The sequence below is a fragment of the Phycicoccus sp. CSK15P-2 genome, from assembly GCF_016888005.1.
In the GTDB taxonomy this organism is placed as follows: Bacteria; Actinomycetota; Actinomycetes; order Actinomycetales; family Dermatophilaceae; genus Phycicoccus.
In genome coordinates this window covers 83,673-104,790 of the sequence record NZ_JAFDVE010000024.1, presented here as the reverse complement: position 1 = coordinate 104,790, position 21,118 = coordinate 83,673, and the positions used below count along the sequence as shown (strand labels likewise).

At 71.3% G+C, this 21,118-nt stretch carries 22 protein-coding genes; 18 read left to right on the top strand and 4 right to left on the bottom strand.

Features of this window, described 5'->3' with window-relative positions:
- The first annotated feature begins 15 nt into the window (after positions 1-15).
- From JQN72_RS18965 to fdhA, 13 genes are all read left to right on the top strand, one after another.
- Positions 16-1,404: a sugar transferase gene (locus tag JQN72_RS18965; RefSeq protein ID WP_204135870.1), complete on the top strand. Its 1,389-nt coding sequence runs from the start codon at positions 16-18 to the stop codon at positions 1,402-1,404.
- A 100-nt stretch (positions 1,405-1,504) separates the two neighbouring features.
- Positions 1,505-1,963 carry a hypothetical protein gene (locus JQN72_RS14655; RefSeq protein ID WP_204135869.1) on the top strand — a complete coding sequence of 153 codons (459 nt, stop codon included), beginning with the start codon at positions 1,505-1,507 and terminating at the stop codon, positions 1,961-1,963.
- Positions 1,960-2,082 (top strand): hypothetical protein, encoded by a 123-nt coding sequence (locus tag JQN72_RS18755; protein WP_255541795.1) that lies wholly within the window; start codon positions 1,960-1,962, stop codon positions 2,080-2,082. Before JQN72_RS14655 ends, JQN72_RS18755 begins: the two co-directional genes overlap by 4 nt.
- Positions 2,079-2,918 carry a F0F1 ATP synthase subunit A gene (gene atpB, locus JQN72_RS14650; RefSeq protein ID WP_204135868.1) on the top strand — a complete coding sequence of 280 codons (840 nt, stop codon included), beginning with the start codon at positions 2,079-2,081 and terminating at the stop codon, positions 2,916-2,918. Before JQN72_RS18755 ends, atpB begins: the two co-directional genes overlap by 4 nt.
- An 80-nt stretch (positions 2,919-2,998) precedes the next feature.
- Positions 2,999-3,232, top strand: a complete 234-nt coding sequence (gene atpE / locus JQN72_RS14645; RefSeq protein ID WP_204135867.1) for an ATP synthase F0 subunit C — start codon at positions 2,999-3,001, stop codon at positions 3,230-3,232.
- A 47-nt stretch (positions 3,233-3,279) separates the two neighbouring features.
- Positions 3,280-3,864, top strand: a complete 585-nt coding sequence (locus tag JQN72_RS14640; RefSeq protein ID WP_204135866.1) for a F0F1 ATP synthase subunit B — start codon at positions 3,280-3,282, stop codon at positions 3,862-3,864.
- Positions 3,864-4,679 (top strand): F0F1 ATP synthase subunit delta, encoded by an 816-nt coding sequence (locus JQN72_RS14635; protein WP_204135865.1) that lies wholly within the window; start codon positions 3,864-3,866, stop codon positions 4,677-4,679. Before JQN72_RS14640 ends, JQN72_RS14635 begins: the two co-directional genes overlap by 1 nt.
- 84 nt (positions 4,680-4,763) lie before the next feature.
- A complete protein-coding gene (atpA, locus tag JQN72_RS14630; RefSeq protein WP_204135864.1) occupies positions 4,764-6,404 on the top strand; it encodes a F0F1 ATP synthase subunit alpha in 1,641 nt (546 codons plus the stop codon).
- A 40-nt stretch (positions 6,405-6,444) separates the two neighbouring features.
- Positions 6,445-7,344 (top strand): F0F1 ATP synthase subunit gamma, encoded by a 900-nt coding sequence (locus JQN72_RS14625; protein ID WP_204135863.1) that lies wholly within the window; start codon positions 6,445-6,447, stop codon positions 7,342-7,344.
- A gap of 14 nt (positions 7,345-7,358) precedes the next feature.
- A complete protein-coding gene (gene atpD, locus JQN72_RS14620) occupies positions 7,359-8,816 on the top strand; it encodes a F0F1 ATP synthase subunit beta (protein WP_204135862.1) in 1,458 nt (485 codons plus the stop codon).
- A complete protein-coding gene (locus JQN72_RS14615) occupies positions 8,813-9,079 on the top strand; it encodes a F0F1 ATP synthase subunit epsilon (protein ID WP_204135897.1) in 267 nt (88 codons plus the stop codon). The genes atpD and JQN72_RS14615 overlap by 4 nt, the downstream gene beginning before the upstream one ends.
- Positions 9,080-9,102: 23 nt before the next feature.
- On the top strand, positions 9,103-9,534 hold the full coding sequence (locus JQN72_RS14610; protein ID WP_204135861.1) for a DUF2550 family protein: 432 nt from the start codon (positions 9,103-9,105) through the stop codon (positions 9,532-9,534).
- A 131-nt stretch (positions 9,535-9,665) separates the two neighbouring features.
- Positions 9,666-10,877 carry a formaldehyde dehydrogenase, glutathione-independent gene (gene fdhA, locus JQN72_RS14605; protein WP_204135860.1) on the top strand — a complete coding sequence of 404 codons (1,212 nt, stop codon included), beginning with the start codon at positions 9,666-9,668 and terminating at the stop codon, positions 10,875-10,877.
- A 66-nt stretch (positions 10,878-10,943) separates the two neighbouring features.
- Here the strand turns inward: fdhA and JQN72_RS14600 are convergent, their stop codons facing one another.
- Positions 10,944-11,564 (bottom strand): cob(I)yrinic acid a,c-diamide adenosyltransferase, encoded by a 621-nt coding sequence (locus JQN72_RS14600; RefSeq protein WP_204135859.1) that lies wholly within the window; start codon positions 11,562-11,564, stop codon positions 10,944-10,946.
- A gap of 148 nt (positions 11,565-11,712) precedes the next feature.
- On the opposite strand from JQN72_RS14600, the gene JQN72_RS14595 reads away from it, so the two are divergent.
- Positions 11,713-12,081, top strand: a complete 369-nt coding sequence (locus JQN72_RS14595) for an STAS domain-containing protein (RefSeq protein ID WP_204135858.1) — start codon at positions 11,713-11,715, stop codon at positions 12,079-12,081.
- Positions 12,082-12,182: 101 nt separating this feature from the next.
- Positions 12,183-14,261 (top strand): protein meaA, encoded by a 2,079-nt coding sequence (locus JQN72_RS14590; RefSeq protein WP_204135857.1) that lies wholly within the window; start codon positions 12,183-12,185, stop codon positions 14,259-14,261.
- Between the two features lie 7 nt (positions 14,262-14,268).
- On the opposite strand, the gene JQN72_RS14585 is transcribed toward JQN72_RS14590, so the two are convergent.
- From JQN72_RS14585 to nucS, 3 genes are all read right to left on the bottom strand, one after another.
- Positions 14,269-14,706 (bottom strand): hypothetical protein, encoded by a 438-nt coding sequence (locus JQN72_RS14585; protein WP_204135856.1) that lies wholly within the window; start codon positions 14,704-14,706, stop codon positions 14,269-14,271.
- Positions 14,707-14,793: 87 nt separating this feature from the next.
- Positions 14,794-15,336, bottom strand: a complete 543-nt coding sequence (locus tag JQN72_RS14580) for a type 1 glutamine amidotransferase domain-containing protein (protein ID WP_204135855.1) — start codon at positions 15,334-15,336, stop codon at positions 14,794-14,796.
- A gap of 49 nt (positions 15,337-15,385) precedes the next feature.
- A complete protein-coding gene (gene nucS, locus JQN72_RS14575) occupies positions 15,386-16,081 on the bottom strand; it encodes an endonuclease NucS (protein WP_204135854.1) in 696 nt (231 codons plus the stop codon).
- 95 nt (positions 16,082-16,176) lie between these two features.
- On the opposite strand from nucS, the gene JQN72_RS14570 reads away from it, so the two are divergent.
- The 3 genes from JQN72_RS14570 (at position 16,177) to JQN72_RS14560 (ending at position 21,114) form a co-directional block, all read left to right on the top strand.
- Positions 16,177-16,647, top strand: coding sequence for a hypothetical protein (locus tag JQN72_RS14570; protein ID WP_204135853.1), 471 nt, complete (start codon positions 16,177-16,179; stop codon positions 16,645-16,647).
- A gap of 102 nt (positions 16,648-16,749) precedes the next feature.
- The gene (locus tag JQN72_RS14565; RefSeq protein ID WP_204135852.1) at positions 16,750-18,528 is read left to right on the top strand and encodes a 3-hydroxyacyl-CoA dehydrogenase family protein; all 1,779 of its coding nucleotides are present in this window, start codon (positions 16,750-16,752) and stop codon (positions 18,526-18,528) included.
- 129 nt (positions 18,529-18,657) lie between these two features.
- Positions 18,658-21,114 (top strand): FAD-dependent oxidoreductase, encoded by a 2,457-nt coding sequence (locus tag JQN72_RS14560; protein WP_204135851.1) that lies wholly within the window; start codon positions 18,658-18,660, stop codon positions 21,112-21,114.
- The last annotated feature ends 4 nt before the right edge of the window (positions 21,115-21,118 follow it).

Genomic DNA, 21,118 nt, shown 5'->3' with positions numbered 1-21,118 from the left:
GGAGCCCGATCCGCCGTGAGCCAGAGCCCCCCGACGCCGCCCGACCCGCCGTTTCTCGCACGGCTCAACCGGCGCGGCTTCCGGCTCGTCATGCTCCTGGACGGCCTGGCGGTCCTCGGTCTCATGATCGGCTCGATGGTCGTCCGCTTCGGGACGCCCCCGTGGCCGCGCTACACCATCGACCAGTACGCGGTGTCGATCGGCGTCTCGACCCTGATCTTCCTCGTCGCCTTCTACTTCGGCGGGATGTACGAGCGCGAGCCGCGCCTCGGGGGGTCGGGGGCCTTCGCCCGCGCGGCGCGGCTCTCCCTCGCGGCGGGCAGCTTCGTCGCGCTGCTCAACCTGGTGCTCAGCGGGTACGTGCGACAGCGCGGGTCGGTGACCGAGCGGGCGCTGCCGTTCCCGATCTCCAACCTCATCGTCGTCATCGTCCTCATGGCCCTTGCCGTGGCCGTGAACCGCGCCGTGGTCCACGCCGTGCGGACCCGGCGCGAGGGGCCGCCGCGGGTGGTGCTCGCCGGCTCGGCGAACGACCTCGCGCTCGCGCGTGAGCACGTCGTGGCCAACGCCGCGGACCTGCGCGTGGTGGCCGAGGTCGACGAGCCGGAGGACATCGTCGAGACGGTGCGACGGGTGCGCGCCACCGATATCCTGCTGCTCACCCCCGGATGGCTCGACGAGTGGTACCCCCGGACGATCGGCCGCCTCGACCGCGGGGACGTCACGCTCATGGTCCGGGTCGGCGGCCAGGAGACGCTGTTCGGCCTCACCCGGCTGCGCGAGGTCGCCGGGCTGCCGTTCGTCCTCCTCATGCCGCAGACGATGGCGGCGTCGCGGCGGCACTTCAAGCGGCTCTTCGACCTCTTCCTCGTCGTGCTCACCGCGCCGGTGTGGATGCTCCTGCTCCTCGGCACGGCGGTCTACCAGCTCGCCGTGGGGGGCCGCCCCCTCATCTTCCGGCAGACCCGGGTGGGCGCCGGGGGGACGACGTTCGAGATGGTCAAGTTCCGCACGATGCGGGTCGACGCGGAGGCCGAGGGCGGGGCGCAGCTCTCCGCCCGGGGGGACCCGCGCGTCATCCCGGCCTCGCGGTGGATGCGGGCGACGCGGGCGGACGAGCTGCCCCAGATCCTGCACATCATCACCGGCCGGATGTCCGTCGTGGGGCCACGTCCGGAGCGTCCCGAGCTGACCGAGGGGTTCGAGCGGGAGATCGCCGGGTACACCCGGCGGCACGAGGTCCCGCCGGGCCTCACCGGGCTCGCGCAGATCCACGGCCGGTACCACACCGACGCGTCGTACAAGCTCGGCTACGACCTGCAGTACCTCGTCAACTGGTCGCCGGTGCTGGACCTCGAGATCATCGGACGGACGATCTGGGTCGTCCTGTCGCGCCGGGTGTGACCCCCTCCGGCCCCGGTTCGCCCCGGGAGAGTGCTTGTGATAGTTTTCACAAGCCGTCACGGAGAACCCTCCGCCACGACCCCGAAGAGGCCGATCGTCGATGACCGACCCCAGCACGACCCACGCCGCCGGACCCGGCGCGCCGTTCGCGGTCATGCTGCGCGGGGCCCTCGTCCCGGCCACCGTCGCCGGGGCCGTCGCGGCCCTCGTCCTGTGGCTCGTGCGGGGAGGCTCGGAGGCCCTGGCCGGGGGAGCCCTCGGTGTCGTCGTGTCCGTCCTCTTCTACGCCTCGGGGATGTTCCTCCTCAGCCGGCTCGTCCGCAGCACCAGCCCGCACGCGTTCTTCGCCGTGGCCATGACCGTCTACCTCGGCCAGGTCATCGCCCTGCTGCTCTTCATTTACGTCTTCCGCGGTGCGCCGTGGCTAGAGGGCTTCAGCCTGGGCGTCGTCGCGCTCGTCGTCACCATCGCCTGGCAGGCCTTCGCCTACCGGGCCCTGCGCACCACCCGGATGCCCGTCTACGACGAGCCCGACGAGCCCACCGAGGAGGCCCGATGAGCACGGTCCCGGCCCCCCGTCCCGCCGTCGCGACCACCTGCGGCGGTCGGGTAGCGTACGTCCAGTCCGACCGGGCGCCCCGTGGCGGCGCCCGAGACATCCCCGAGGAGAAGGTGTGAGCCCGAGCGTGGTCTCCGCTAGCTGGCTGTCCGGTGCCGTCGTCGCCGCCGAAGGAGGCGAGGGGGGCTTCGTCACCCCGGGCGTCGGGAACTTCTGGTGGCCCGTCATCCCCTTCGACGGCGAGGGCGCCTGGACCGTCACCCGTCCGGCGATCGTGCTCCTCGTCTCGGTGGGCCTGCTCGCGTGGTTCTACCTCGGCGCCACCCGCAGGCTCTCGGTCGTCCCGAGCAAGAACCAGTTCCTCGTCGAGGGCTCCTACAACTTCGTCCGGAACACCATCGGCCGCGACATCATCGGCAGCAAGGACTTCCTGCAGTTCGTCCCGCTGCTCCTGACGCTCTTCACGCTCATCCTCGTGAACAACGTCTTCGGCATCGTCCCGTTCGTCCAGTTCCCGACGATGAGCCGGGTGGGCATCCCGATCGTCCTCACCCTCATCGTCTACGTCGTCTACCACACCGTCGCGATCCGTCGGAAGCACGGCGTCGTCGGCTACATGAAGTCGCTCGTGCCCCCGGGCCTGCCCGCCTGGCTGCGGCCGATCCTCTTCGTGCTCGAGTTCCTCACGTACTTCGTCATCCGCCCCCTGACGCTCGCGCTGCGACTGTTCGGCAACATGCTCGCCGGCCACCTCATGCTGCTCGTCTTCATCGTCGGTGGCGAGTACCTGCTGCTCCACGGGGACAACCTCTTCCTCCAGTTCTCCGGAGTGCTGTCCTTCGCCTTCTCGATCGCGATGACGTTCTTCGAGCTCCTCATCGAGTTCCTCCAGGCCTTCATCTTCACCCTCCTCGCCGCGCTGTACATCGGCGACGCGGTGAGCGAGCACCACTGACCCCCGGCTCCGTCCGGTAGCACGACCGCACGACCACCGACGCCGGGACCGGCCCGGCGCCACCGAAAGGAACAGTCAGCATGAACAGCATCGTTGCCGCCGAGGTCACGGGCGACATCGCGTACCTCGGCTACGGTCTCGCCGCCATCGGCCCCGGCATCGGTGTCGGTCTGATCTTCGCCGCCTACATCAACGGCGTCGCCCGCCAGCCCGAGGCCCGCGGCATGCTCCAGACCATCGCCTTCACCGGTATGGCGATCACCGAGGCCCTCGCGATCCTCGGTCTCGTCTTCGCCTTCGTCTTCCAGGGCTGACGAGCGTCCGCTCCGCCCGCCCGTAGGACCAACAGATTGGACGCGACGTGATCACCGCATCCGTAGTAGCGGCCGAGGAGACCGGCTACCCGTCGGGCTTCCCGCTGCTGCCGCACCCCGGCGAGATGGTCATCGGCCTCATCGCCTTCGCCATCCTGTACTGGCTGTACAAGAGCAAGGTCGTGCCGCGCCTCGAGGAGCTGTACGAGGAGCGCGCCGCCGCCATCGAGGGCGGCATGAAGCAGGCCGAGGAGGCCCAGGCCGAGGCCAAGGCCGCGCTCGAGCAGTACAGCGCGCAGCTGGCCGAGGCCCGCGGCGAGGCGAACCAGATCCGGGAGTCCGCGCGTGAGCAGGGCGCCCAGATCGTCGCCGAGATGCGCGAGCAGGCCCAGGCCGAGGCCGCCCGGATCACCGAGCAGGCCAAGCGCCAGGTCGAGGCCGAGCGCCAGCAGGCCGTCGTCCAGCTCCGCCAGGAGGTCGGCACGCTGTCGACCGCCCTCGCGAGCAAGATCGTCGGCGAGTCGCTCGCGGACGAGGTGCGCCAGAAGGGCATCGTCGACCGCTTCCTCGACGAGCTCGAGTCCGGGGACGTCAAGCCCGAGAAGGTCGCCCCGGCGGGGCAGGACGCCTGATGCGTGGTTCGTCCCGCGGTGCCGCCCGCGAGTCCTCGGCGGCCTTCGACAAGACCCTCCGGGGCCGCGTCAACGCCGCCAAGCTCGCCGAGGAGCTCTTCGCCGTGACGGGGGTCGTCGAGTCCAGCGCCTCGCTGCGCCGGGCGCTCGCCGACCCGTCGCGCGAGGGGTCCGCGAAGTCGGGGCTCGCCCGCTCGCTCTTCGACGGCAAGGTCGGGGCGCCCGCGCTCAAGCTCGTGGAGGCCGTCGCGGCCCAGCGCTGGGCGGCCGAGCGCGACTTCGGGGACATGCTCGAGAGCCTGGCCGTCCAGGCCCTGCTCGCGAGTGCCGAGAAGGCCGGGCACATCGACCGCGTCGAGGACGAGCTCTTCCGCTTCGAGCGGATCGTCGCCGCCGACCCGGGGCTGCGGGACACCCTCTCGAGCCGCAACAGCGACGCCGACGGCAAGGCATCGCTCGTGCGGGGCCTGCTCGACGGCAAGGCCGCGCCCGAGACCATCCGTCTCGCCGAGCAGGCCGTCCGCGTGCCGCGCGGACGCCGGCTCGACCGCGTCATGGAGTCCTACCTCGAGCTCGCCTCGCAGCGCAGGGACGAGCTCGCCGCACTGGTGACGGTCGCCGCACCGCTCACCGAGCAGCAGCAGGCACGCCTGCGCAGCGCGCTCGAGGCGCACTACGGCAAGAGCGTCACGCTCCAGGTCGTCCAGGACCCCGCGGTCATGGGCGGCATCCGGGTCCAGGTCGGCGACGAGGTCGTCGACGGCACCGTGCTGCGCCGCCTCGAGGAGGCGCGCCGGCACGTCACCGGCGGCTGAGCCGCACCCGCACCACAACTCCACACGCACGACCCACACGAACTTCGGCCCACGAGGGGCCGGTGACCGAGGAGAAGATCAGACATGACGGAGCTCTCGATCCGTCCGGACGAGATCCGGGACGCGCTGGACAGCTACGTGCGCTCCTACGAGCCGGGGGCGGCCTCCCGCGAGGAGGTCGGCCGCGTCACGGACGCCGGCGACGGCATCGCGCACGTCGAGGGCCTGCCCTCGGCCATGACCAACGAGCTGCTCCAGTTCGAGGACGGCACCCTCGGCCTCGCGCTCAACCTCGACGTCCACGAGATCGGCGTCGTCATCCTCGGTGACTTCTCCAAGATCGAGGAGGGCCAGGAGGTCAAGCGCACCGGCGAGGTCCTCTCCGTCCCCGTCGGCGACGGCTTCCTCGGCCGCGTCGTCGACCCGCTCGGCAACCCGATCGACGGCCTCGGCGACATCGAGTCCGACCAGCGCCGCGCCCTCGAGCTCCAGGCCCCCACGGTCGTGCAGCGCAAGTCGGTGCACGAGCCGCTGCAGACGGGCCTGAAGGCCGTCGACGCGATGACCCCGATCGGCCGCGGCCAGCGCCAGCTGATCATCGGCGACCGCCAGACCGGCAAGACGACGGTCGCGGTCGACACGATCATCAACCAGAAGGAGTTCTGGGAGACCGGCGACCCCGAGAAGCAGGTCCGCTGCATCTACGTCGGCATCGGCCAGAAGGGCTCCACGATCGCGTCCGTCAAGGGCACGCTCGAGGAGGCCGGCGCGATGGAGTACACGACCATCGTCGCCGCGCCGGCGTCCGACTCCGCCGGCTTCAAGTACCTCGCCCCGTACACCGGCTCGGCCATCGGCCAGCACTGGATGTACGACGGCAAGCACGTCCTCATCGTCTTCGACGACCTGAGCAAGCAGGCCGAGGCCTACCGCGCCGTGTCCCTGCTGCTGCGCCGCCCGCCGGGCCGCGAGGCCTACCCCGGCGACGTGTTCTACCTGCACAGCCGGCTGCTCGAGCGCTGCGCCAAGCTCTCCGACGACCTCGGCGCCGGCTCGATGACCGGCCTGCCGATCATCGAGACCAAGGCCGGTGACGTCTCGGCGTTCATCCCGACCAACGTCATCTCCATCACCGACGGCCAGATCTACCTCCAGGCCGACCTCTTCAACTCCAACGTCCGGCCGGCCATCGACGTCGGCATCTCGGTCTCCCGGGTCGGCGGCGCCGCGCAGATCAAGGGCATGAAGGACGTCGCCGGGCGCCTCAAGCTCGACCTCGCGCAGTTCCGCGCCCTCGAGGCCTTCGCGATGTTCGCATCCGACCTCGACCCGGCCTCCCGGGCCCAGCTCGCCAAGGGCGCCCGGCTCGTCGAGCTGCTCAAGCAGCCGCAGGCCTCGCCCTACCCGGTCGAGGAGCAGGTCGTCTCCATCTGGCTCGGCACCACCGGTCAGCTCGACGACATCGGCGTGTCGGACGTGCGCCGCTTCGAGACCGAGTTCCTCGACCACCTGCGGCGGACCAAGTCCGACCTGCTCGCCGGCATCCGCGAGAGCGGCAAGTTCCCGGACGAGACCCGCGAGGCGCTCGAGTCCGAGGTGAAGACCTTCAAGGACAAGCAGTTCGACGCGTCGGACGAGGACGGCATCCAGGTCGGCTCCGAGGAGCAGGACGGCGAGGAAGCGCTGGACTCCGGCCAGGAGCAGATCGTCAAGCAGAAGCGCTGAGCGCGGTCCACCGAGCAGACACCACGAAAGGCGGGACAACATGGGAGCGCAGATCCGGGAGTACCGGCAGCGCATCCGGTCCGTCAGTGCGACGAAGAAGATCACGCGCGCCATGGAGCTCATGGCGGCCTCGCGGGTCGTCAAGGCCCAGCAGGCCGTCCGGGAGTCGACGCCGTACGCCCGCGCGCTGACCCGCGCGGTCTCGGCGGTCGCGACGTTCTCGAACGAGGACCACCCCCTGACCACGGAGAAGGAGGACGTGCGCCGCGCCGCGGTCGTCATCATGACCTCCGACCGTGGCCTCGCGGGCGCGTACTCGTCCTCGGTCCTCAAGGAGAGCGAGCGCGTCGTCGCCCGGCTCCGGGACGAGGGCAAGGAGGTCGTCCCCTACCTCCTCGGCCGCAAGGCGATCGGCTTCTACCGTTTCCGGCAGCGGGACTTCGCCGCGGAGTGGAGCGGCTTCTCCGAGAAGCCGACCTTCGACGTCGCCCGCGAGGTCGGGGAGCGGCTCGTCGCCGACTTCACGACCAGCACGGACGAGGGCGGGATCGACGAGGTCCACGTCGTGTACACGCGGTTCGTGACGATGGTGACCCAGGAGCCCGAGGTCATCCGGCTGCTGCCCCTCGAGGTCGTCGAGGGCGAGGAGGCTCCCGAGCCCGAGGACCTCCTGCCGCTGTACGAGTTCGAGCCGGGCGCCTCGCAGGTGCTCGACGCGCTGCTCCCGAAGTACGTCAACGCCCGGCTCTTCAACTGCATGCTCATGGCCGCGGCCTCCGAGCTCGCCGCCCGGCAGCGGGCGATGAAGTCGGCGACCGACAACGCCGAAGAGCTCATCAAGAAGTACACCCGGCTGGCCAACCAGGCGCGCCAGGCCGAGATCACCCAAGAGATCAGCGAAATCGTCGGTGGCGCAGCGGCGCTGGCCGAGAGCAAGTGAGTGAGAGAGAGACCATGACTGCCACTGTCACGGAGAAGAGCGAGGCCACCGCCGCGGGCGGCACCGGCCGGATCTCCCGCATCATCGGCCCGGTCGTCGACGTCGAGTTCCCCGTCGACGCCATGCCGGACCAGTACAACCTGCTCACCGCCGAGGTCGAGCTCGGGGGCTCCACGAGCGTGCTCAACCTCGAGGTCGCCCAGCACATCGGCGACAACATGGTCCGCGCCATCTCGCTGCAGCCCACCGACGGCCTCGTCCGCGGCACCGCCGTGCAGGACACCGGCGGTCCCATCTCGGTGCCGGTCGGCGACGTGACGCTCGGCAAGGTCTTCAACGCGACCGGTGTCTGCCTCAACCTCGAGGAGGGCCAGACCCTCGACGTCGAGGAGCGCTGGGGCATCCACCGCCCGGCTCCGGCCTTCGACCAGCTCGAGTCGAAGACGCAGATGTTCGAGACCGGCATCAAGGTCATCGACCTCCTCACCCCGTACGTCCAGGGCGGGAAGATCGGCCTGTTCGGTGGTGCGGGGGTCGGCAAGACCGTCCTCATCCAGGAGATGATCGCCCGCGTCGCCCGCGACCACGGTGGTGTCTCGGTGTTCGCCGGGGTCGGCGAGCGCACCCGTGAGGGCAACGACCTCATGGTCGAGATGGAGGAGGCCGGCGTCCTCGGCCAGACCTCGCTCGTCTTCGGTCAGATGGACGAGCCGCCGGGCACCCGCCTGCGCGTGGCGCTCTCGGCGCTGACGATGGCGGAGTACTTCCGAGACGTCCAGAACCAGGACGTCCTCCTGTTCATCGACAACATCTTCCGGTTCACCCAGGCCGGGTCCGAGGTCTCGACGCTGCTCGGCCGGATGCCCTCGGCCGTCGGGTACCAGCCGACGCTGGCCGACGAGATGGGCACGCTCCAGGAGCGGATCACCTCGACGCGTGGTCACTCCATCACCTCGATGCAGGCGATCTACGTGCCCGCCGACGACTACACCGACCCGGCGCCGGCCACCACGTTCGCCCACCTGGACGCGACGACCGAGCTCTCCCGTGAGATCGCCTCGCTCGGCATCTACCCGGCCGTGGACCCGCTCACCTCGACGAGCCGGATCCTCGACCGCCGCTACATCACCAGCGAGCACTACGACACCGCGGTGCGGGTCAAGCAGATCCTCCAGCGCAACAAGGAGCTGCAGGACATCATCGCGATCCTCGGTATCGACGAGCTCTCCGAGGAGGACAAGATCCTCGTCAACCGGGCGCGTCGCATCCAGCGGTTCCTGTCGCAGAACACCTACGTCGCCAAGCAGTTCACCGGCATCGAGGGCTCCACGGTTCCGCTGTCCGACACGATCGAGGCGTTCACGAAGATCTGCGACGGCGAGTACGACCACGTCGGTGAGCAGGCGTTCTTCATGTGCGGTGGCCTCGACGACGTCGAGCGCCAGTGGGCCGAGATCCAGAAGAACCTCTGATGGCACTCCAGGTCGACCTCGTCGCCGCGGACCGCAAGGTCTGGGAGGGCGAGGCGAGCCAGGTCAGCGTCCGGTCCACCGAGGGTGAACTCGGTGTGCTGCCCGGGCACCAGCCGATGCTCGTCGTCCTCGCCGAGGGTGAGGTGCGGATCAACGCGGGCGGCTGGCAGACAGCCACGGTCGACGGCGGCTTCATGTCGGTCGACCACGACCGCGTGACGATCGTCGCCGAGACCGTCGACGGCTCCGGCATGGCCTCCTGACGACGAGCGAGGACGGGCTGCGGATGGATCCACTCCTCTCCGTCGAGCTCGTCCTCGCCGTCGTCATGCTCGTGGTCGTCGCCGCGTTCAGCTTCGTGTGGGGGCGCCGGCGGTTCATCTCCGGCGACGGCCGCCCGGTGATGCTCTGCGCGCTACGCCGCGAGCACGACACCCGCTGGCGGCTGGGGTTGGCCCGTCTCGGCTCCGAGCGGTTCGAGTGGTTCAGCATCGTCGGACCCTCGCTGCGGCCGGAGGTCTCCTGGCTGCGCGGAGAGGTCCAGCTCGGCTCTCCGAAGCCCACCTCGGACGTCATCCCCGGGCTCGCCGAGCCGGTGTCCGTCACGGGCAGCGCGGCCGGCCGGACCTGCGAGTTCGCCTTCGTCCCGGCCGCCTACACCGCCGTCCGGGCCTGGCTGGAGTCCAGCCCGCCCGGGTACAACGTGAACGTGGCCTGACCAGGGGAAACAGTCCGTCCCTCGCATGGCCGCGTGCCCGGCCGTGTGTTTGGGTGGGTGGTGACGCCGATCCCGACGTCCGGCCCGCGCGCCGTGTGGGCCGATGAGCCATCACGCTCGAGGGAGCAGGCATGACTGGAAACCGCGTCGTCGTCTACAAGGGGCCCGGAGAGGTCGCCGTCGAGTCCGTCGACTACCCGAAGCTGGAGATCCCCCAGGAGGTCGCCCAGCACTTCGGCATCAAGCAGGCGGCCCCGCACGCCGCCATCCTCAAGCTCGTCACGACGAACATCTGCGGCAGCGACCAGCACATGGTCCGCGGCCGCACGACCGCACCGGTCGGCCAGTCTCTCGGCCACGAGATCACCGGTGAGGTGGTCGAGTGCGGGGACGACGTGCTCTTCGTCCAGGAGGGGGACATCTGCTCGGTGCCGTTCAACATCGCCTGCGGACGGTGCCGCCTGTGCAACGAGGGGAAGACCGGCATCTGCCTCAACGTCAACCCGGCCCGTGCGGGAGCCGCCTACGGGTACGTCGACATGGGCGGCTGGGTCGGTGGCCAGGCCGAGTACGTCATGGTTCCGTACGCCGACTTCAACCTGCTGAAGTTCCCGGACCGGGACCAGGCGATGGAGAAGATCCTCGACCTGACGATGCTGTCCGACATCTTCCCGACCGGCTACCACGGCGCCTACACCGCCGGCGTGACGACGGGGTCGACGGTGTACGTCGCCGGTGCGGGACCGGTCGGACTGGCGGCGGCGCACTCCGCGCAGCTGCTCGGAGCGTCCCGGGTCATCGTCGGCGACATGGTGCCCGAGCGGCTGGCCCAGGCGGCGAGCTTCGGGTGCGACACGGTCGACCTCGCCGAGGACGGCGAGCTCGTCGACAAGGTCGAGCAGATCCTCGGTGTGCCCGAGGTCGACGCCGCCATCGACGCGGTCGGCTTCGAGGCCAAGGGGCACGGCGCCGACGCGGGGGAGCAGCCGGCGGCCGTCCTCAACGCGATCATGGAGCTGGCCGCGGCAGGCGCCGGGCTCGGCATCCCGGGCCTCTACGTCACGGGCGACCCGGGAGCCTCCGACGAGCACGCGAAGGAAGGGCAGATCGGGGTGCGGCTGGGGCTCGGCTGGGCCAAGTCGCAGTACCTCATGACCGGCCAGTGTCCGGTGAAGAAGTACAACCGCGGTCTGATGAACATGATCCTCGCCGACCGCGCGCACATCGCGAAGGCGGTCAACGCGCAGACCATCAGCCTCGACGACGCCCCGCGCGGCTACCAGGAGTTCGACGCCGGGGCCGCGCAGAAGTTCGTCATCGACCCGCACGGCATGGTCGCCTGAGCGGGCTCCCGTGCCGTCACGCCTCGGCTCCACCGCCCCCGAGGGGTGGAGCCGAGGTCGGTCGGGTCAAGGAGCGGGAGCCTCGGCCCGTCCGCCACCGGGCTGCCACAGGACGTCGCCGCCACGGTCGAGGTTCGCCGTGCGGGCGAGGACGAAGAGCAGGTCGGAGAGCCGGTTGAGGTAGGTCGCGGTCGTCGGGTTGACCCCGCCCTCGCCGCGGGAGGTGCCCGGCTCGGTGCCGTACTCCTCGATCGCCGCCCAGGTCGAGCGCTCGGCGCGACGGACCACGGTGAGCGCCTGGTGCAGGTACGCGGCTGTGGGGGTGCCGCCCGGGAGGATGAACGAGCGCAGCTTCTCGAGGGGGGCCAGGTAGCGGTCGCAGTCGGTCTCGAGCTCCTCGACGTAGGCGTCGAGCACGCGCAGCGGCTCGTACTCGTACTCCTCCTGGAGCGGGGTGCTGAGGTCCGCACCGACGTCGAAGAGGTCGTTCTGCACCCGCAGCAGGACGACCCGGACGTCGTCCGGCAGGTCGCCGCAGGCGAGTGCGAGACCGAGGACGGCGTTGGCCTCGTTGACGTCGGCGTAGGCGGCGAGCCGGGGGTCCGTCTTGCGGGTCCGGCTCATGTCGCCGAGCGCCGTCGTCCCGTCGTCACCGGTCCGCGTGTAGATCCGGGTGAGGTTGACCATGGGGACAGCCTGGCAGATGCACCGTGCTGCCTCACGGTTGACAGTAAATGGCCAGTGGCAACATTTTGCCGAACCTTTACCGTGTCCTGTGTATCCCCTGAGGACCTTCGTGCGTCCATAGGGTGTGACCTCACCGAAGGGGGCCCAGATGGCTCAGGAGCACATCGCCCGCGTGACGATGACCGACGAGCCGTGCGACGACGGGACGCTCGTACGGCTGGCCGGCCGGCTCGACCGGCGCACCGTCGCCGACGTCCGGCTGGGGCTGCACGAGCTGCTCCTGGAGACGCCGGGAATCGTCCTCCTCGACCTCGACGAGGTCGTCGTCGGCGACGCCACGGCCCTCGGCCTCCTCGTCGAGCTGCGGCGGCGCGCGCTGCGGGCGGGGTCGGACGTGCGGGTCGTCGCGGCCGACGCGCGAACGGGCCGTCTGCTCCGCCGCGCTCGGCTGTCCACGATGCTCGCTCCCACCCTGCGCGGGGTCACCCCGTCGGCCGCGCTCGCGAAAGCGGTCTGAGCCACGACGTGAGCAGCGTCACCGCCTCCTCGGGGTGGGTGTGGGGACTCTCACCGCGCGAAGACCTACCTGCGCCGCGGAGCCGTGGATAGCGTTCCGGCATGTCCGACAGCACGGGTGCGCCGCGACCGGAGCGCGACCGCCCCTGGGTGATGCGCACCTACGCGGGGCACTCGAGCGCCGCGGCGAGCAACGCCCTCTACCGGCGCAACCTCGACAAGGGGCAGACCGGGCTCTCGGTCGCCTTCGACCTCCCGACCCAGACCGGCTACGACCCCGACCACCCGCTGGCGCGGGGCGAGGTCGGCAAGGTCGGGGTGCCGGTGTCGCACCTCGGCGACATGCGGGCGCTGTTCGACGAGATCCCTCTCGCGCGGATGAACACGTCGATGACGATCAACGCGACGGCGATGTGGTTGCTCGCGCTCTACCAGGTCGTCGCCGAGGAGCAGACCGAGGCAGCGGGGGAGGACCCCGGCGGGGCGCTGCACGCCCTCGCCGGGACCACGCAGAACGACATCATCAAGGAGTACCTCTCCCGGGGGACCTACGCCTTCCCGCCGGGGCCGTCCATGCGGCTCATCACCGACCTCATCGCCTACACGGTCGCCGAGATCCCGCGCTGGAACCCGATCAACATCTGCAGCTACCACCTCCAGGAGGCCGGGGCGACGCCCGTGCAGGAGGTCGCGTACGCCATGTCGACGGCGATCGCCGTCCTCGACGCGGTCCGCGACTCCGGCCAGGTCCCGCCGGAGCGGTTCGGCGAGGTCGTCGCGCGGATCTCGTTCTTCGTCAACGCCGGGGTGCGCTTCGTCGAGGAGATGTGCAAGATGCGCGCCTTCGTCCGGCTCTGGGACGAGGTCACCCGCGAGCGGTACGGCGTCGAGGACCCCAAGCAGCGCCGGTTCCGCTACGGGGTGCAGGTCAACTCCCTCGGGCTCACCGAGGCCCAGCCGGAGAACAACGTCCAGCGGATCGTCCTCGAGATGCTCGCCGTGACCCTGTCCAAGGACGCCCGGGCCCGCGCCGTCCAGCTGCCGGCCTGGAACGAGGCCCTCGGGCTGCCGCGGCCGTGGGACCAGCAGTGGTCGCTGCGGATCCAGCAGGTGCTCGCCTACGAGTCCGACCTCCTCGAGTACGGCGACCTCTTCGAGGGCTCCGTGGTCGTCGCGGAGAAGGTCGACGAGATCGTGGCAGGCGCCAGGGAGGAGATGGCCCGGGTCGAGGAGCTCGGCGGTGCCGTCGCGGCGGTCGAGGGCGGTTACATGAAGTCCGAGCTCGTGGCGTCGCACGCCCGGCGCCGTGGGCGGATCGAGGCCGGCGAGGAGGTCGTCGTCGGGGTCAACCGCTTCGAGTCCACCGAGCCCAACCCGCTGACGGCCGACCTCGACACCGCCATCCAGACCGTCGACCCCGGGGTCGAGGCCGCTGCCGCCGAGGCCGTGCGCCGCTGGCGCGAGGAGCGCGACGCCGACGACCACCGGCGCACCCGTGCCGAGGCCGCTCTGGACCGGCTCCGCGCGGACGCCACGTCGGACGCGAACCTCGTCCCCGCGACCCTGGAGTGTGCCCGCGCGGGTCTGACGACGGGGGAGTGGGCCGGAGCACTGCGGGAGGTCTTCGGCGAGTTCCGCGCCCCGACCGGCGTGAGCGGCTCGGTGGGAGCCGCCACGACGACCGAGGGCCTCGAGCGCGTCCGCCGCCGGGTCCGCGACACCGGCGCCGAGCTCGGCGAGACGCTGCGTGTCCTCGTCGGCAAGCCGGGGCTCGACGGCCACAGCAACGGCGCCGAGCAGGTGGCCGTCCGGGCCCGCGACGCCGGCTTCGAGGTCGTCTACCAGGGCATCCGGTTGACCCCCGAGCAGATCGTCTCGGCCGCGGTCGCCGAGGACGTCCACCTCGTCGGGCTGTCGATCCTCTCCGGGTCGCACATGGAGCTCGTCCCGGACGTCCTCGAGCGGATGCGGGACGCCGGCGCCGGCGACGTCCCGGTCGTCGTCGGCGGGATCATCCCGTCGACGGACGCGGCGCGGCTCGAGGAGCTCGGCGTGGCCGCGGTCTTCACGCCGAAGGACTTCGGCCTGACCGAGATCATGGACCGTTTCGTCGACGTCATCCGCGTCTCGCGCGAGATGGACCCGGTCAGCACGAGGCCGCTCGGGTCCACCCCCACATGAGGTCGGCTCAGCAGGTGGCGAGGTCCTTGACCCGGCCGGACGCCCGCACCACTCCTCCCATCCTGTCGACTCCTGCTGAGCCGGTCAGCTGGTAGCGGTCGGTGTACCACCGTGATGCGTAGGTGGTCTTGACGTCCCAGACGCCGCTCGACGCCGAGAGCTCGGTCGTGTTCACCGTGCTGCCGTTACGGGTGACCTGGAAGGTCGCGCGGATCGAGCTCAGCCGCGAGCTGGTCGCCACGAGCTTCACCTGCCACAGTGGGCCGTAGGCCGAGCTCGACGTCGCGGTCTTGCACGCGACGAAGGCGTTGTCATGGACGTCTTGGAACAGGACGCTCCATGTGGCGTTGGCCGGTGGGGCGGCAGCGAGACCGACCGCAGACATCGCGGCGACGACGGCGATGGCACCGATGCGACGGGGGCGGAGTGAGGTGGGGATGCGCATGACGACTCCTGTGCTGATGGGTGCACTGACTCGTCACAGGCAACCAGCGAGGGCCGTCGACGGAAATGGGGAGCGGTCCCCTCGGGCTCAGCCGACGAGGGCGTCGGTCAGCGCCTTCGTGAAGGCGGGCAGGTCGTCCGGGTTGCGGCTCGTGATGAGGTTGTCGTCGACGACGAGCTCACGGTCCTCCCAGGTCGCGCCGGCGTTGCGCAGGTCGGTCTGCAGGCTGGGCCACGAGGTGAGCGTGCGGTCCCGCACGACGTCGGCCTCGACGAGCGTCCAGGGTGCGTGGCAGATCGCGGCCACCGGCTTGCCCGACTCGACGAAGGTGCGGACGAACGAGACGGCGTCAGGGTCGGTGCGCAGCGCGTCCGGGTTGGCCACGCCCCCGGGGAGCACGAGGGCGGCGTAGTCGCCCACCTCCGCCTCGGCCACCGTGACGTCGACGTCGAAGGTGTCGCCCTTGTCGAGGTGGTCGAACGCCTGGACCGAGCCGGAGTCGGGGGAGACGAGGACCGGGGTGTGCCCGGCGTCCGCCACGGCCTTCCACGGCTCGGTGAGCTCCACCTGCTCGATGCCCTCCGCGGCGACGAGGAAGGCGACCTTCTGGCTGTTCTGGGTGTCGGTCATGACGGGTCCGTACCCCGGCCGCGAACGGGGCAAACGGCCGGCCAGGGGCTCAGAACAGCCGGTGCTCGCTGTCGTCGACCCCTCGCAGGGCGTCGTAGTCGAGCACGACGCAGCGGATGCCTCGGTCCTCGGCCAGGGTGCGCGCCTGCGGCTTGATGACCTGGGCCGCGAAGACCCCGGTGACCGGCGCCAGGTGCGGGTCGCGGTTCATCAGCTCGAGGTAGCGGGTCAGCTGCTCGACGCCGTCGATCTCCCCGCGGCGCTTGATCTCGACCGCGACGTGGCTCCCGGCAGCGTCCCGGCAGAGGATGTCGACGGGACCGATGGCGGTCATGTACTCGCGCCGGGAGAGGGTGTAGCCGTCCCCGAGCGTCGTGATGTGCTCGGCGAGCAGCCGCTGGAGGTGCGCCTCGACCCCGTCCTTGACCAGGCCGGGGTCGACGCCGAGGTCGTGGGCGCTGTCGTGCAGCACCTGGTGCAGCCGGACCCGCAGGCGGTCCTCGGACTTCGCGTGCTGGACGACCCAGACCGAGGTCACCCCGTCGGCGGCCTCGGTCTCGTCGGGCTCGACCTCGGCCATGGCGCACGGCGGCGACATCCAGTTGAGCGGCTTGTACGAGCCGCCGTCGGAGTGGACGAGCACCGAGCCGTCGGCCTTGACCAGGAGCAGCCGGGTGGCGAGGGGGAGATGAGCGGTCAGCCGTCCCTCGTAGTCGACCGAGCACGTCGCGATGACCATCCGCACGGGCCGACACCCTACCGATGCCTGGGCGGGGGCGGCGGACCGACCTGTTGCCGACGCCGGGCCGCGGTCGCACACTGGACACCGAGGTGAGGCCGATGAGGGCGACGCTGGCGGTGCTCTGTCTCGTCCTCCTGCCCGGGGCGGCCTACGTCGTCGTCTTCGAGGGCCTGCGGTGGTTCGGCGAGGGCGACGCGCCCCGGCTGCTGCGCCCGGTCGTCCGGCGGGCCCACCGCGCCGTGCGTCGAGCCGCCGCGTCCGTCGAGGGCCTGCTGGACGGGTTGGAGCGGGTCGGCCTGGTCCGGCGCACGCCCAGGCCCGAGCCGGTACCCACCGTGCTCCTCGTCCTCGAGCTGCGCCGGCTGGCCGCGCAGGTCTGTGCCATCGAGGCCGCAGGCCAGCCGCACCAGGCGGCGCGCCTGGCCGCGGCGCTCGCCGCCTACGACCACGTGCTCGTCGAGCTCTGCGGCCGCGCCGACCTCCGCGTCCCGATCGGCCTGCTCCCGCTCGACCCGCGGCACCGGCTGGCCCTCGAGACCGACCTCGTGGCGAGCGGGGTCGACTGGTGAGCGGGCTCCCGCAGGGCATCCCGCACGACGGCCCCGTGGCGTAAGCAGCGTCACGCCCGCAGCCCGTCGTCCACCCGCGAGGGCTCTGGAAGGATCGCCGCCATGGCGCGTGACTTCTCGACCGTGGGTGTGATCGGACTCGGCACGATGGGGGCGGGCATCGTCGAGGTGTTCGCCCGGAACGGGCTCGAGGTCGTCGCGGCCGAGGTCGACGAGTCGGGGGTGCAGCACGGCAAGGAGGTCCTCGCCGGGAGCACCGGGCGGGCGCTGAAGCGCGAGAAGATCACCCAGGACGAGCACGACGCCCTGCACGCCCGGGTGACGTACACGACCGACCTGCAGGACCTCGCCGGCTGCCGGCTCGTCGTCGAGGCCGTGCCGGAGCACCTCGACCTCAAGAAGGAGATCTTCTCCCGCCTCGACGCCATCGTCTCGCCGGACGCCGTGCTCGCGACGAACACCTCGTCGCTGCCGGTCACCGAGATCGCCGTCGCGACGACCGACCCCAAGCGCGTCGTCGGGATGCACTTCTTCAACCCGGCCCCGGTGCTCCAGTTCGTCGAGGTCATCCGCACGGTCATCACCGCGGAGGACGTCTTCGACGACGTCAAGGCCCTCGCCGAGCGGCTCGGGAAGAAGCCGGTGGTCGTCGGCGACAAGGCGGGCTTCATCGCCAACGCCCTGCTCTTCGGCTACCTCAACCACGCCGTCTCGATGTACGAGTCGAAGTACGCCACGCGCGAGGACCTCGACGCCGCGATGCGCTTCGGCTGCGGCTACCCGATGGGCCCGCTCGCGCTGCTCGACCTCATCGGGCTCGACACCGCCTACGAGATCCTCGACACGATGTACAAGCAGGGCCGTGACCGGCTGCACGCGCCGAGCCCGATCATCAAGCAGATGGTGAGCGCCGGGCTGCTCGGGCGGAAGTCCGGGCGCGGGTTCTACACCTACGCCGAGCCGGGCTCGCCCGAGGTCGTGCCCGACGCGCAGACCCCGACCGGCGGCGTGCCCGCCGGCGTCGAGCTGCGCGAGGTCGCGAGCGTCGGGGTCGTCGGCAGCGGCACGATGGCCACGGGGATCATCGAGGTCTTCGCCAAGGCCGGCCACCCGGTCACCTTCGTCGCGCGGTCCGACGACAAGGTCGCGGCCGTGCGCGCGGCCCTCGAGAAGAGCTGTGGGCGGGCCGTCGAGAAGGGCCGGATGGACCAGGCGGCCGCCGGCGCGATGCTCGCCCGGGTCACCGGCGTCACCGAGCGCGAGGCGCTGGCCGAGGCCGACCTCGTCGTCGAGGCGATCGCCGAGGACCTCGCGGTCAAGCAGGACCTCTTCCGCGACCTCGACCGCATCTGCAAGCCCGGGGCGGTGCTCGCGACGACGACGTCCTCGCTGCCGATCATCGACTGCGCCAAGGTCACCTCGCGCCCGCAGGACGTCATCGGGATGCACTTCTTCAACCCGGCGCAGGTGATGAGGCTCGTCGAGGTCGTGCACACCGTGACGACCGCGCCGGACGTCCTCGCGACCGTGCAGGACCTCTGCGGTCGCATCGGCAAGGTGGCCGTGACGTGCGGCGACCGCAGCGGCTTCATCGTCAACGCGCTGCTCTTCCCGTACCTCAACGACGCCGTGAAGATGCTCGAGGCCAACTACGCCACCGCGGACGACATCGACACCGCGATGAAGACCGGCTGCGGCCTGCCGATGGGTCCCTTCGAGCTGCTCGACGTCGTGGGCCTCGACGTCTCACTGGCCATCGAGCGCGAGCTGTACGTCGAGTTCCGCGAGCGCGGCTTCGCTCCGGCGCCGCTGCTCGAACACCTGGTGACCGCCGGCTACCTCGGCCGCAAGACCGGCCGCGGCTTCCGCACCTACGACTGACACCTCCGGCTCGGTACCCGCGCTTCGGTGCAGATGCACACCGTGGAGGCATCCGCACAGCACATGGCCGGTGCGGGCCGCGACAGCGCGTGTGCCTGACCACCGCCGTCACTCGATAGTGTCCGGCGGATGAGCACCTCGAGGCCGTTGCCGGACCGGGCGCGGGTCGTCGTCATCGGCGGCGGGGTCATCGGGACGTCCGTCGCCTACCACCTCGCGCACGCCGGCGAGACCGACGTCGTGCTCTTGGAGCGCGATCGGCTGACCTCCGGCACGACCTGGCACGCCGCCGGTCTGATGACGTGCTTCGGGTCCTTCAGCGAGACGAGCACCCGGCTGCGGCTGTACTCCCGCGACCTCTACGGACGGCTCGAGGCCGAGACCGGGCAGTCCACCGGCTTCCGCCCGGTCGGGCTCGTCGAGGCCGCCGCGGACGAGGGCCGGCTGCACGAGTACCGACGGGTGGCGGCGTTCCAGCGGCGGCTCGGACTCGAGGTCGAGGAGGTCTCGCCGGCGGAGATGGCGCAGCTCTTCCCGCTCGCCCGCACCGACGACCTCGTCGGGGGCTTCCACGTGCCCGGCGACGGGAGGGTCGACCCGGTCGACCTCACGATGGCGCTCGCCAAGGGAGCCCGAGCCGGCGGTGTGCGGGTCGTCGAGGGCGTCCGGGTCGAGGAGGTGCGTACCCGCCCGCGGGGCGCGGTCGAGCAGGTGACCGGCGTCGTCACCGACCAGGGCGTCGTCGAGTGCGAGGTCGTCGTCAACGCGGCGGGGATGTGGGCCCGCGAGCTCGCCGCCGCGAACGGCGTCGTCGTGCCGAACCAGGCAGCCGAGCACTACTACCTCGTCACCGAGCCGATCGACGGTGTGCACGCCGGGCTGCCGGTCTTCGAGGACCCCGCCTCCTACGGCTACTACCGCGAGGAGGGCGGCGGCCTCATGGTCGGGCTCTTCGAGCCGCAGGCCGCGGCCTGGCACGTCGACGGCATCCCGACGGACTTCGCGTTCGGCACCATCCCGCCGGACACCGACCGCGTCGCCCCGTTCCTCGAGCGGGCGATGGCACGGGTGCCCGGCGTCGAGGGTGCCGGGATTCGCACGTTCTTCTGCGGCCCCGAGTCGTTCACGCCCGACCTTGCACCCGCCGTGGGTGAGGCGCCGGGCGTCCACGGCTACTTCGTGTGTGCCGGCCTCAACTCCGTCGGCATCCTCTCGGCGGGCGGGCTCGGCCGGATCGTCGCGCACTGGGTGGTGCAGGGGCGTCCGGACGTCGACGTCACGGGCATCGACGTCGCACGCTTCCGCGGCTGGCAGCTGCTGCCGGAGCACCGTCGGGCGCGCACCGCCGAGATCCTCGGCACCGTCTACGCGGCGCACCCTCCGGGCACGCAGCTCAGGTCGTCCCGTGGCGTGTTCCGGTCGCCGGCCCACGACCGGATGGTCGCCGCCGGTGCCTTCCTCCGTGACGTCTCCGGATGGGACTCCGCCGCCTGGTACGCCGGTCCGGGGCAGCGCCCGACGGCCGAGCCGGGCTGGGGGCTGCCCGAATGGGCGTCGCACTGGCAGGCCGAGCACCGCGCCGTCCGCGAGGCTGCCGGGCTGGTCGACCTGTCCTTCATGACGAAGCTGGCCGTCCGCGGCCCGGACGCGCTCCGCGTGCTCGACCGGCTGTCGGCGGGGGACCTGTCCCACGACGGACGTATCACCTACACGCAGTGGCTGGGCCCGGACGGCGGCATCGACGCCGATCTCACCGTCACCCGGCTGACGTCCGACGACCTCCTCGTCGTCGCCTCGGACACGGCGTACGGCGCGGTGACGGGGTTGCTCCGCCGCGGGCTCGGGGACGCGGACGTGACGGTCACCGACCTCACCGAGGATCTCGCGCTGCTCGGCGTCCAGGGGCCGCGGTCGCGGGAGGTGCTGGCGGCCCTGGCGCCGGGGCAGGACTGGTCACCCGGCGCCTTCCCCTTCCGGGCCGTGCGGCGGGTGCGTCTCGGCGACGTCGACGTCCTCGCCGTGCGGGTCACCTATGTCGGCGAGCTCGGCTGGGAGCTGTACGTCCCGGCGGACGACGCCGCGGGGGTCTGGGACGCAGTGCTGGGGGAGGGGGCCCGCCCGGTCGGGCTCGCGGCCCTCGGCAGCCTCCGGCTGGAGAAGGGCTACCGGGACCACGGCCACGACCTCGACACCACCGACGACGTGTGGTCGGCGGGCCTCGGCTTCGCCGTCGCGCTCGACAAGCCCGGGGGGTTCGTCGGACGCGAGGCCGTGCTCGCCGCCCGGGCGGCCGGGCCGCCCACGCATCGCATCGTCTCCGTCGTCGTCGACGACCCCGAGCCGTTGCTCGTCCACGGCGAGGTCCTCGTCCGTGACGGCGTTCCCACCGGCGACGTGCGCTCGGGGTCCTACGGCTGGACGGTCGGTGGTGCGGTGGGGCTCGGCGGTGTCGAGCACGCGAGTGGCGTCACGGCCGCGTGGGTCGAGGACGGCACCTGGGAGGTCGACGTCGCCGGGCGCCGGTACCCCGCGCGCGTGTCGCTGCGCCCGCCGTACGACCCCTTCTCCTCCCGCGTCCGCGGCTGACCGG

Excerpts from the sequence above, each read along its gene's own strand:
- JQN72_RS14595 (WP_204135858.1), top strand. The coding sequence starts at position 11,713 with ATGGCTCAGGAGCACATCGCCCGCGTGACGATGACCGACGAGCCGTGC.
- JQN72_RS14585 (WP_204135856.1), bottom strand. The coding sequence starts at position 14,706 with ATGCGCATCCCCACCTCACTCCGCCCCCGTCGCATCGGTGCCATCGCC.
- JQN72_RS14600 (WP_204135859.1), bottom strand. The coding sequence starts at position 11,564 with ATGGTCAACCTCACCCGGATCTACACGCGGACCGGTGACGACGGGACG.
- JQN72_RS14610 (WP_204135861.1), top strand. The coding sequence starts at position 9,103 with ATGGATCCACTCCTCTCCGTCGAGCTCGTCCTCGCCGTCGTCATGCTC.
- JQN72_RS14580 (WP_204135855.1), bottom strand. The coding sequence starts at position 15,336 with ATGACCGACACCCAGAACAGCCAGAAGGTCGCCTTCCTCGTCGCCGCG.
- JQN72_RS14655 (WP_204135869.1), top strand. The coding sequence starts at position 1,505 with ATGACCGACCCCAGCACGACCCACGCCGCCGGACCCGGCGCGCCGTTC.
- JQN72_RS14560 (WP_204135851.1), top strand. The coding sequence starts at position 18,658 with ATGAGCACCTCGAGGCCGTTGCCGGACCGGGCGCGGGTCGTCGTCATC.
- JQN72_RS14635 (WP_204135865.1), top strand. The coding sequence starts at position 3,864 with ATGCGTGGTTCGTCCCGCGGTGCCGCCCGCGAGTCCTCGGCGGCCTTC.
- JQN72_RS14565 (WP_204135852.1), top strand. The coding sequence starts at position 16,750 with ATGGCGCGTGACTTCTCGACCGTGGGTGTGATCGGACTCGGCACGATG.
- atpA (WP_204135864.1), top strand. The coding sequence starts at position 4,764 with ATGACGGAGCTCTCGATCCGTCCGGACGAGATCCGGGACGCGCTGGAC.
- JQN72_RS14590 (WP_204135857.1), top strand. The coding sequence starts at position 12,183 with ATGTCCGACAGCACGGGTGCGCCGCGACCGGAGCGCGACCGCCCCTGG.
- atpE (WP_204135867.1), top strand. The coding sequence starts at position 2,999 with ATGAACAGCATCGTTGCCGCCGAGGTCACGGGCGACATCGCGTACCTC.
- atpD (WP_204135862.1), top strand. The coding sequence starts at position 7,359 with ATGACTGCCACTGTCACGGAGAAGAGCGAGGCCACCGCCGCGGGCGGC.
- fdhA (WP_204135860.1), top strand. The coding sequence starts at position 9,666 with ATGACTGGAAACCGCGTCGTCGTCTACAAGGGGCCCGGAGAGGTCGCC.
- JQN72_RS18755 (WP_255541795.1), top strand. The coding sequence starts at position 1,960 with ATGAGCACGGTCCCGGCCCCCCGTCCCGCCGTCGCGACCACCTGCGGC.
- JQN72_RS14570 (WP_204135853.1), top strand. The coding sequence starts at position 16,177 with ATGAGGGCGACGCTGGCGGTGCTCTGTCTCGTCCTCCTGCCCGGGGCG.
- JQN72_RS14625 (WP_204135863.1), top strand. The coding sequence starts at position 6,445 with ATGGGAGCGCAGATCCGGGAGTACCGGCAGCGCATCCGGTCCGTCAGT.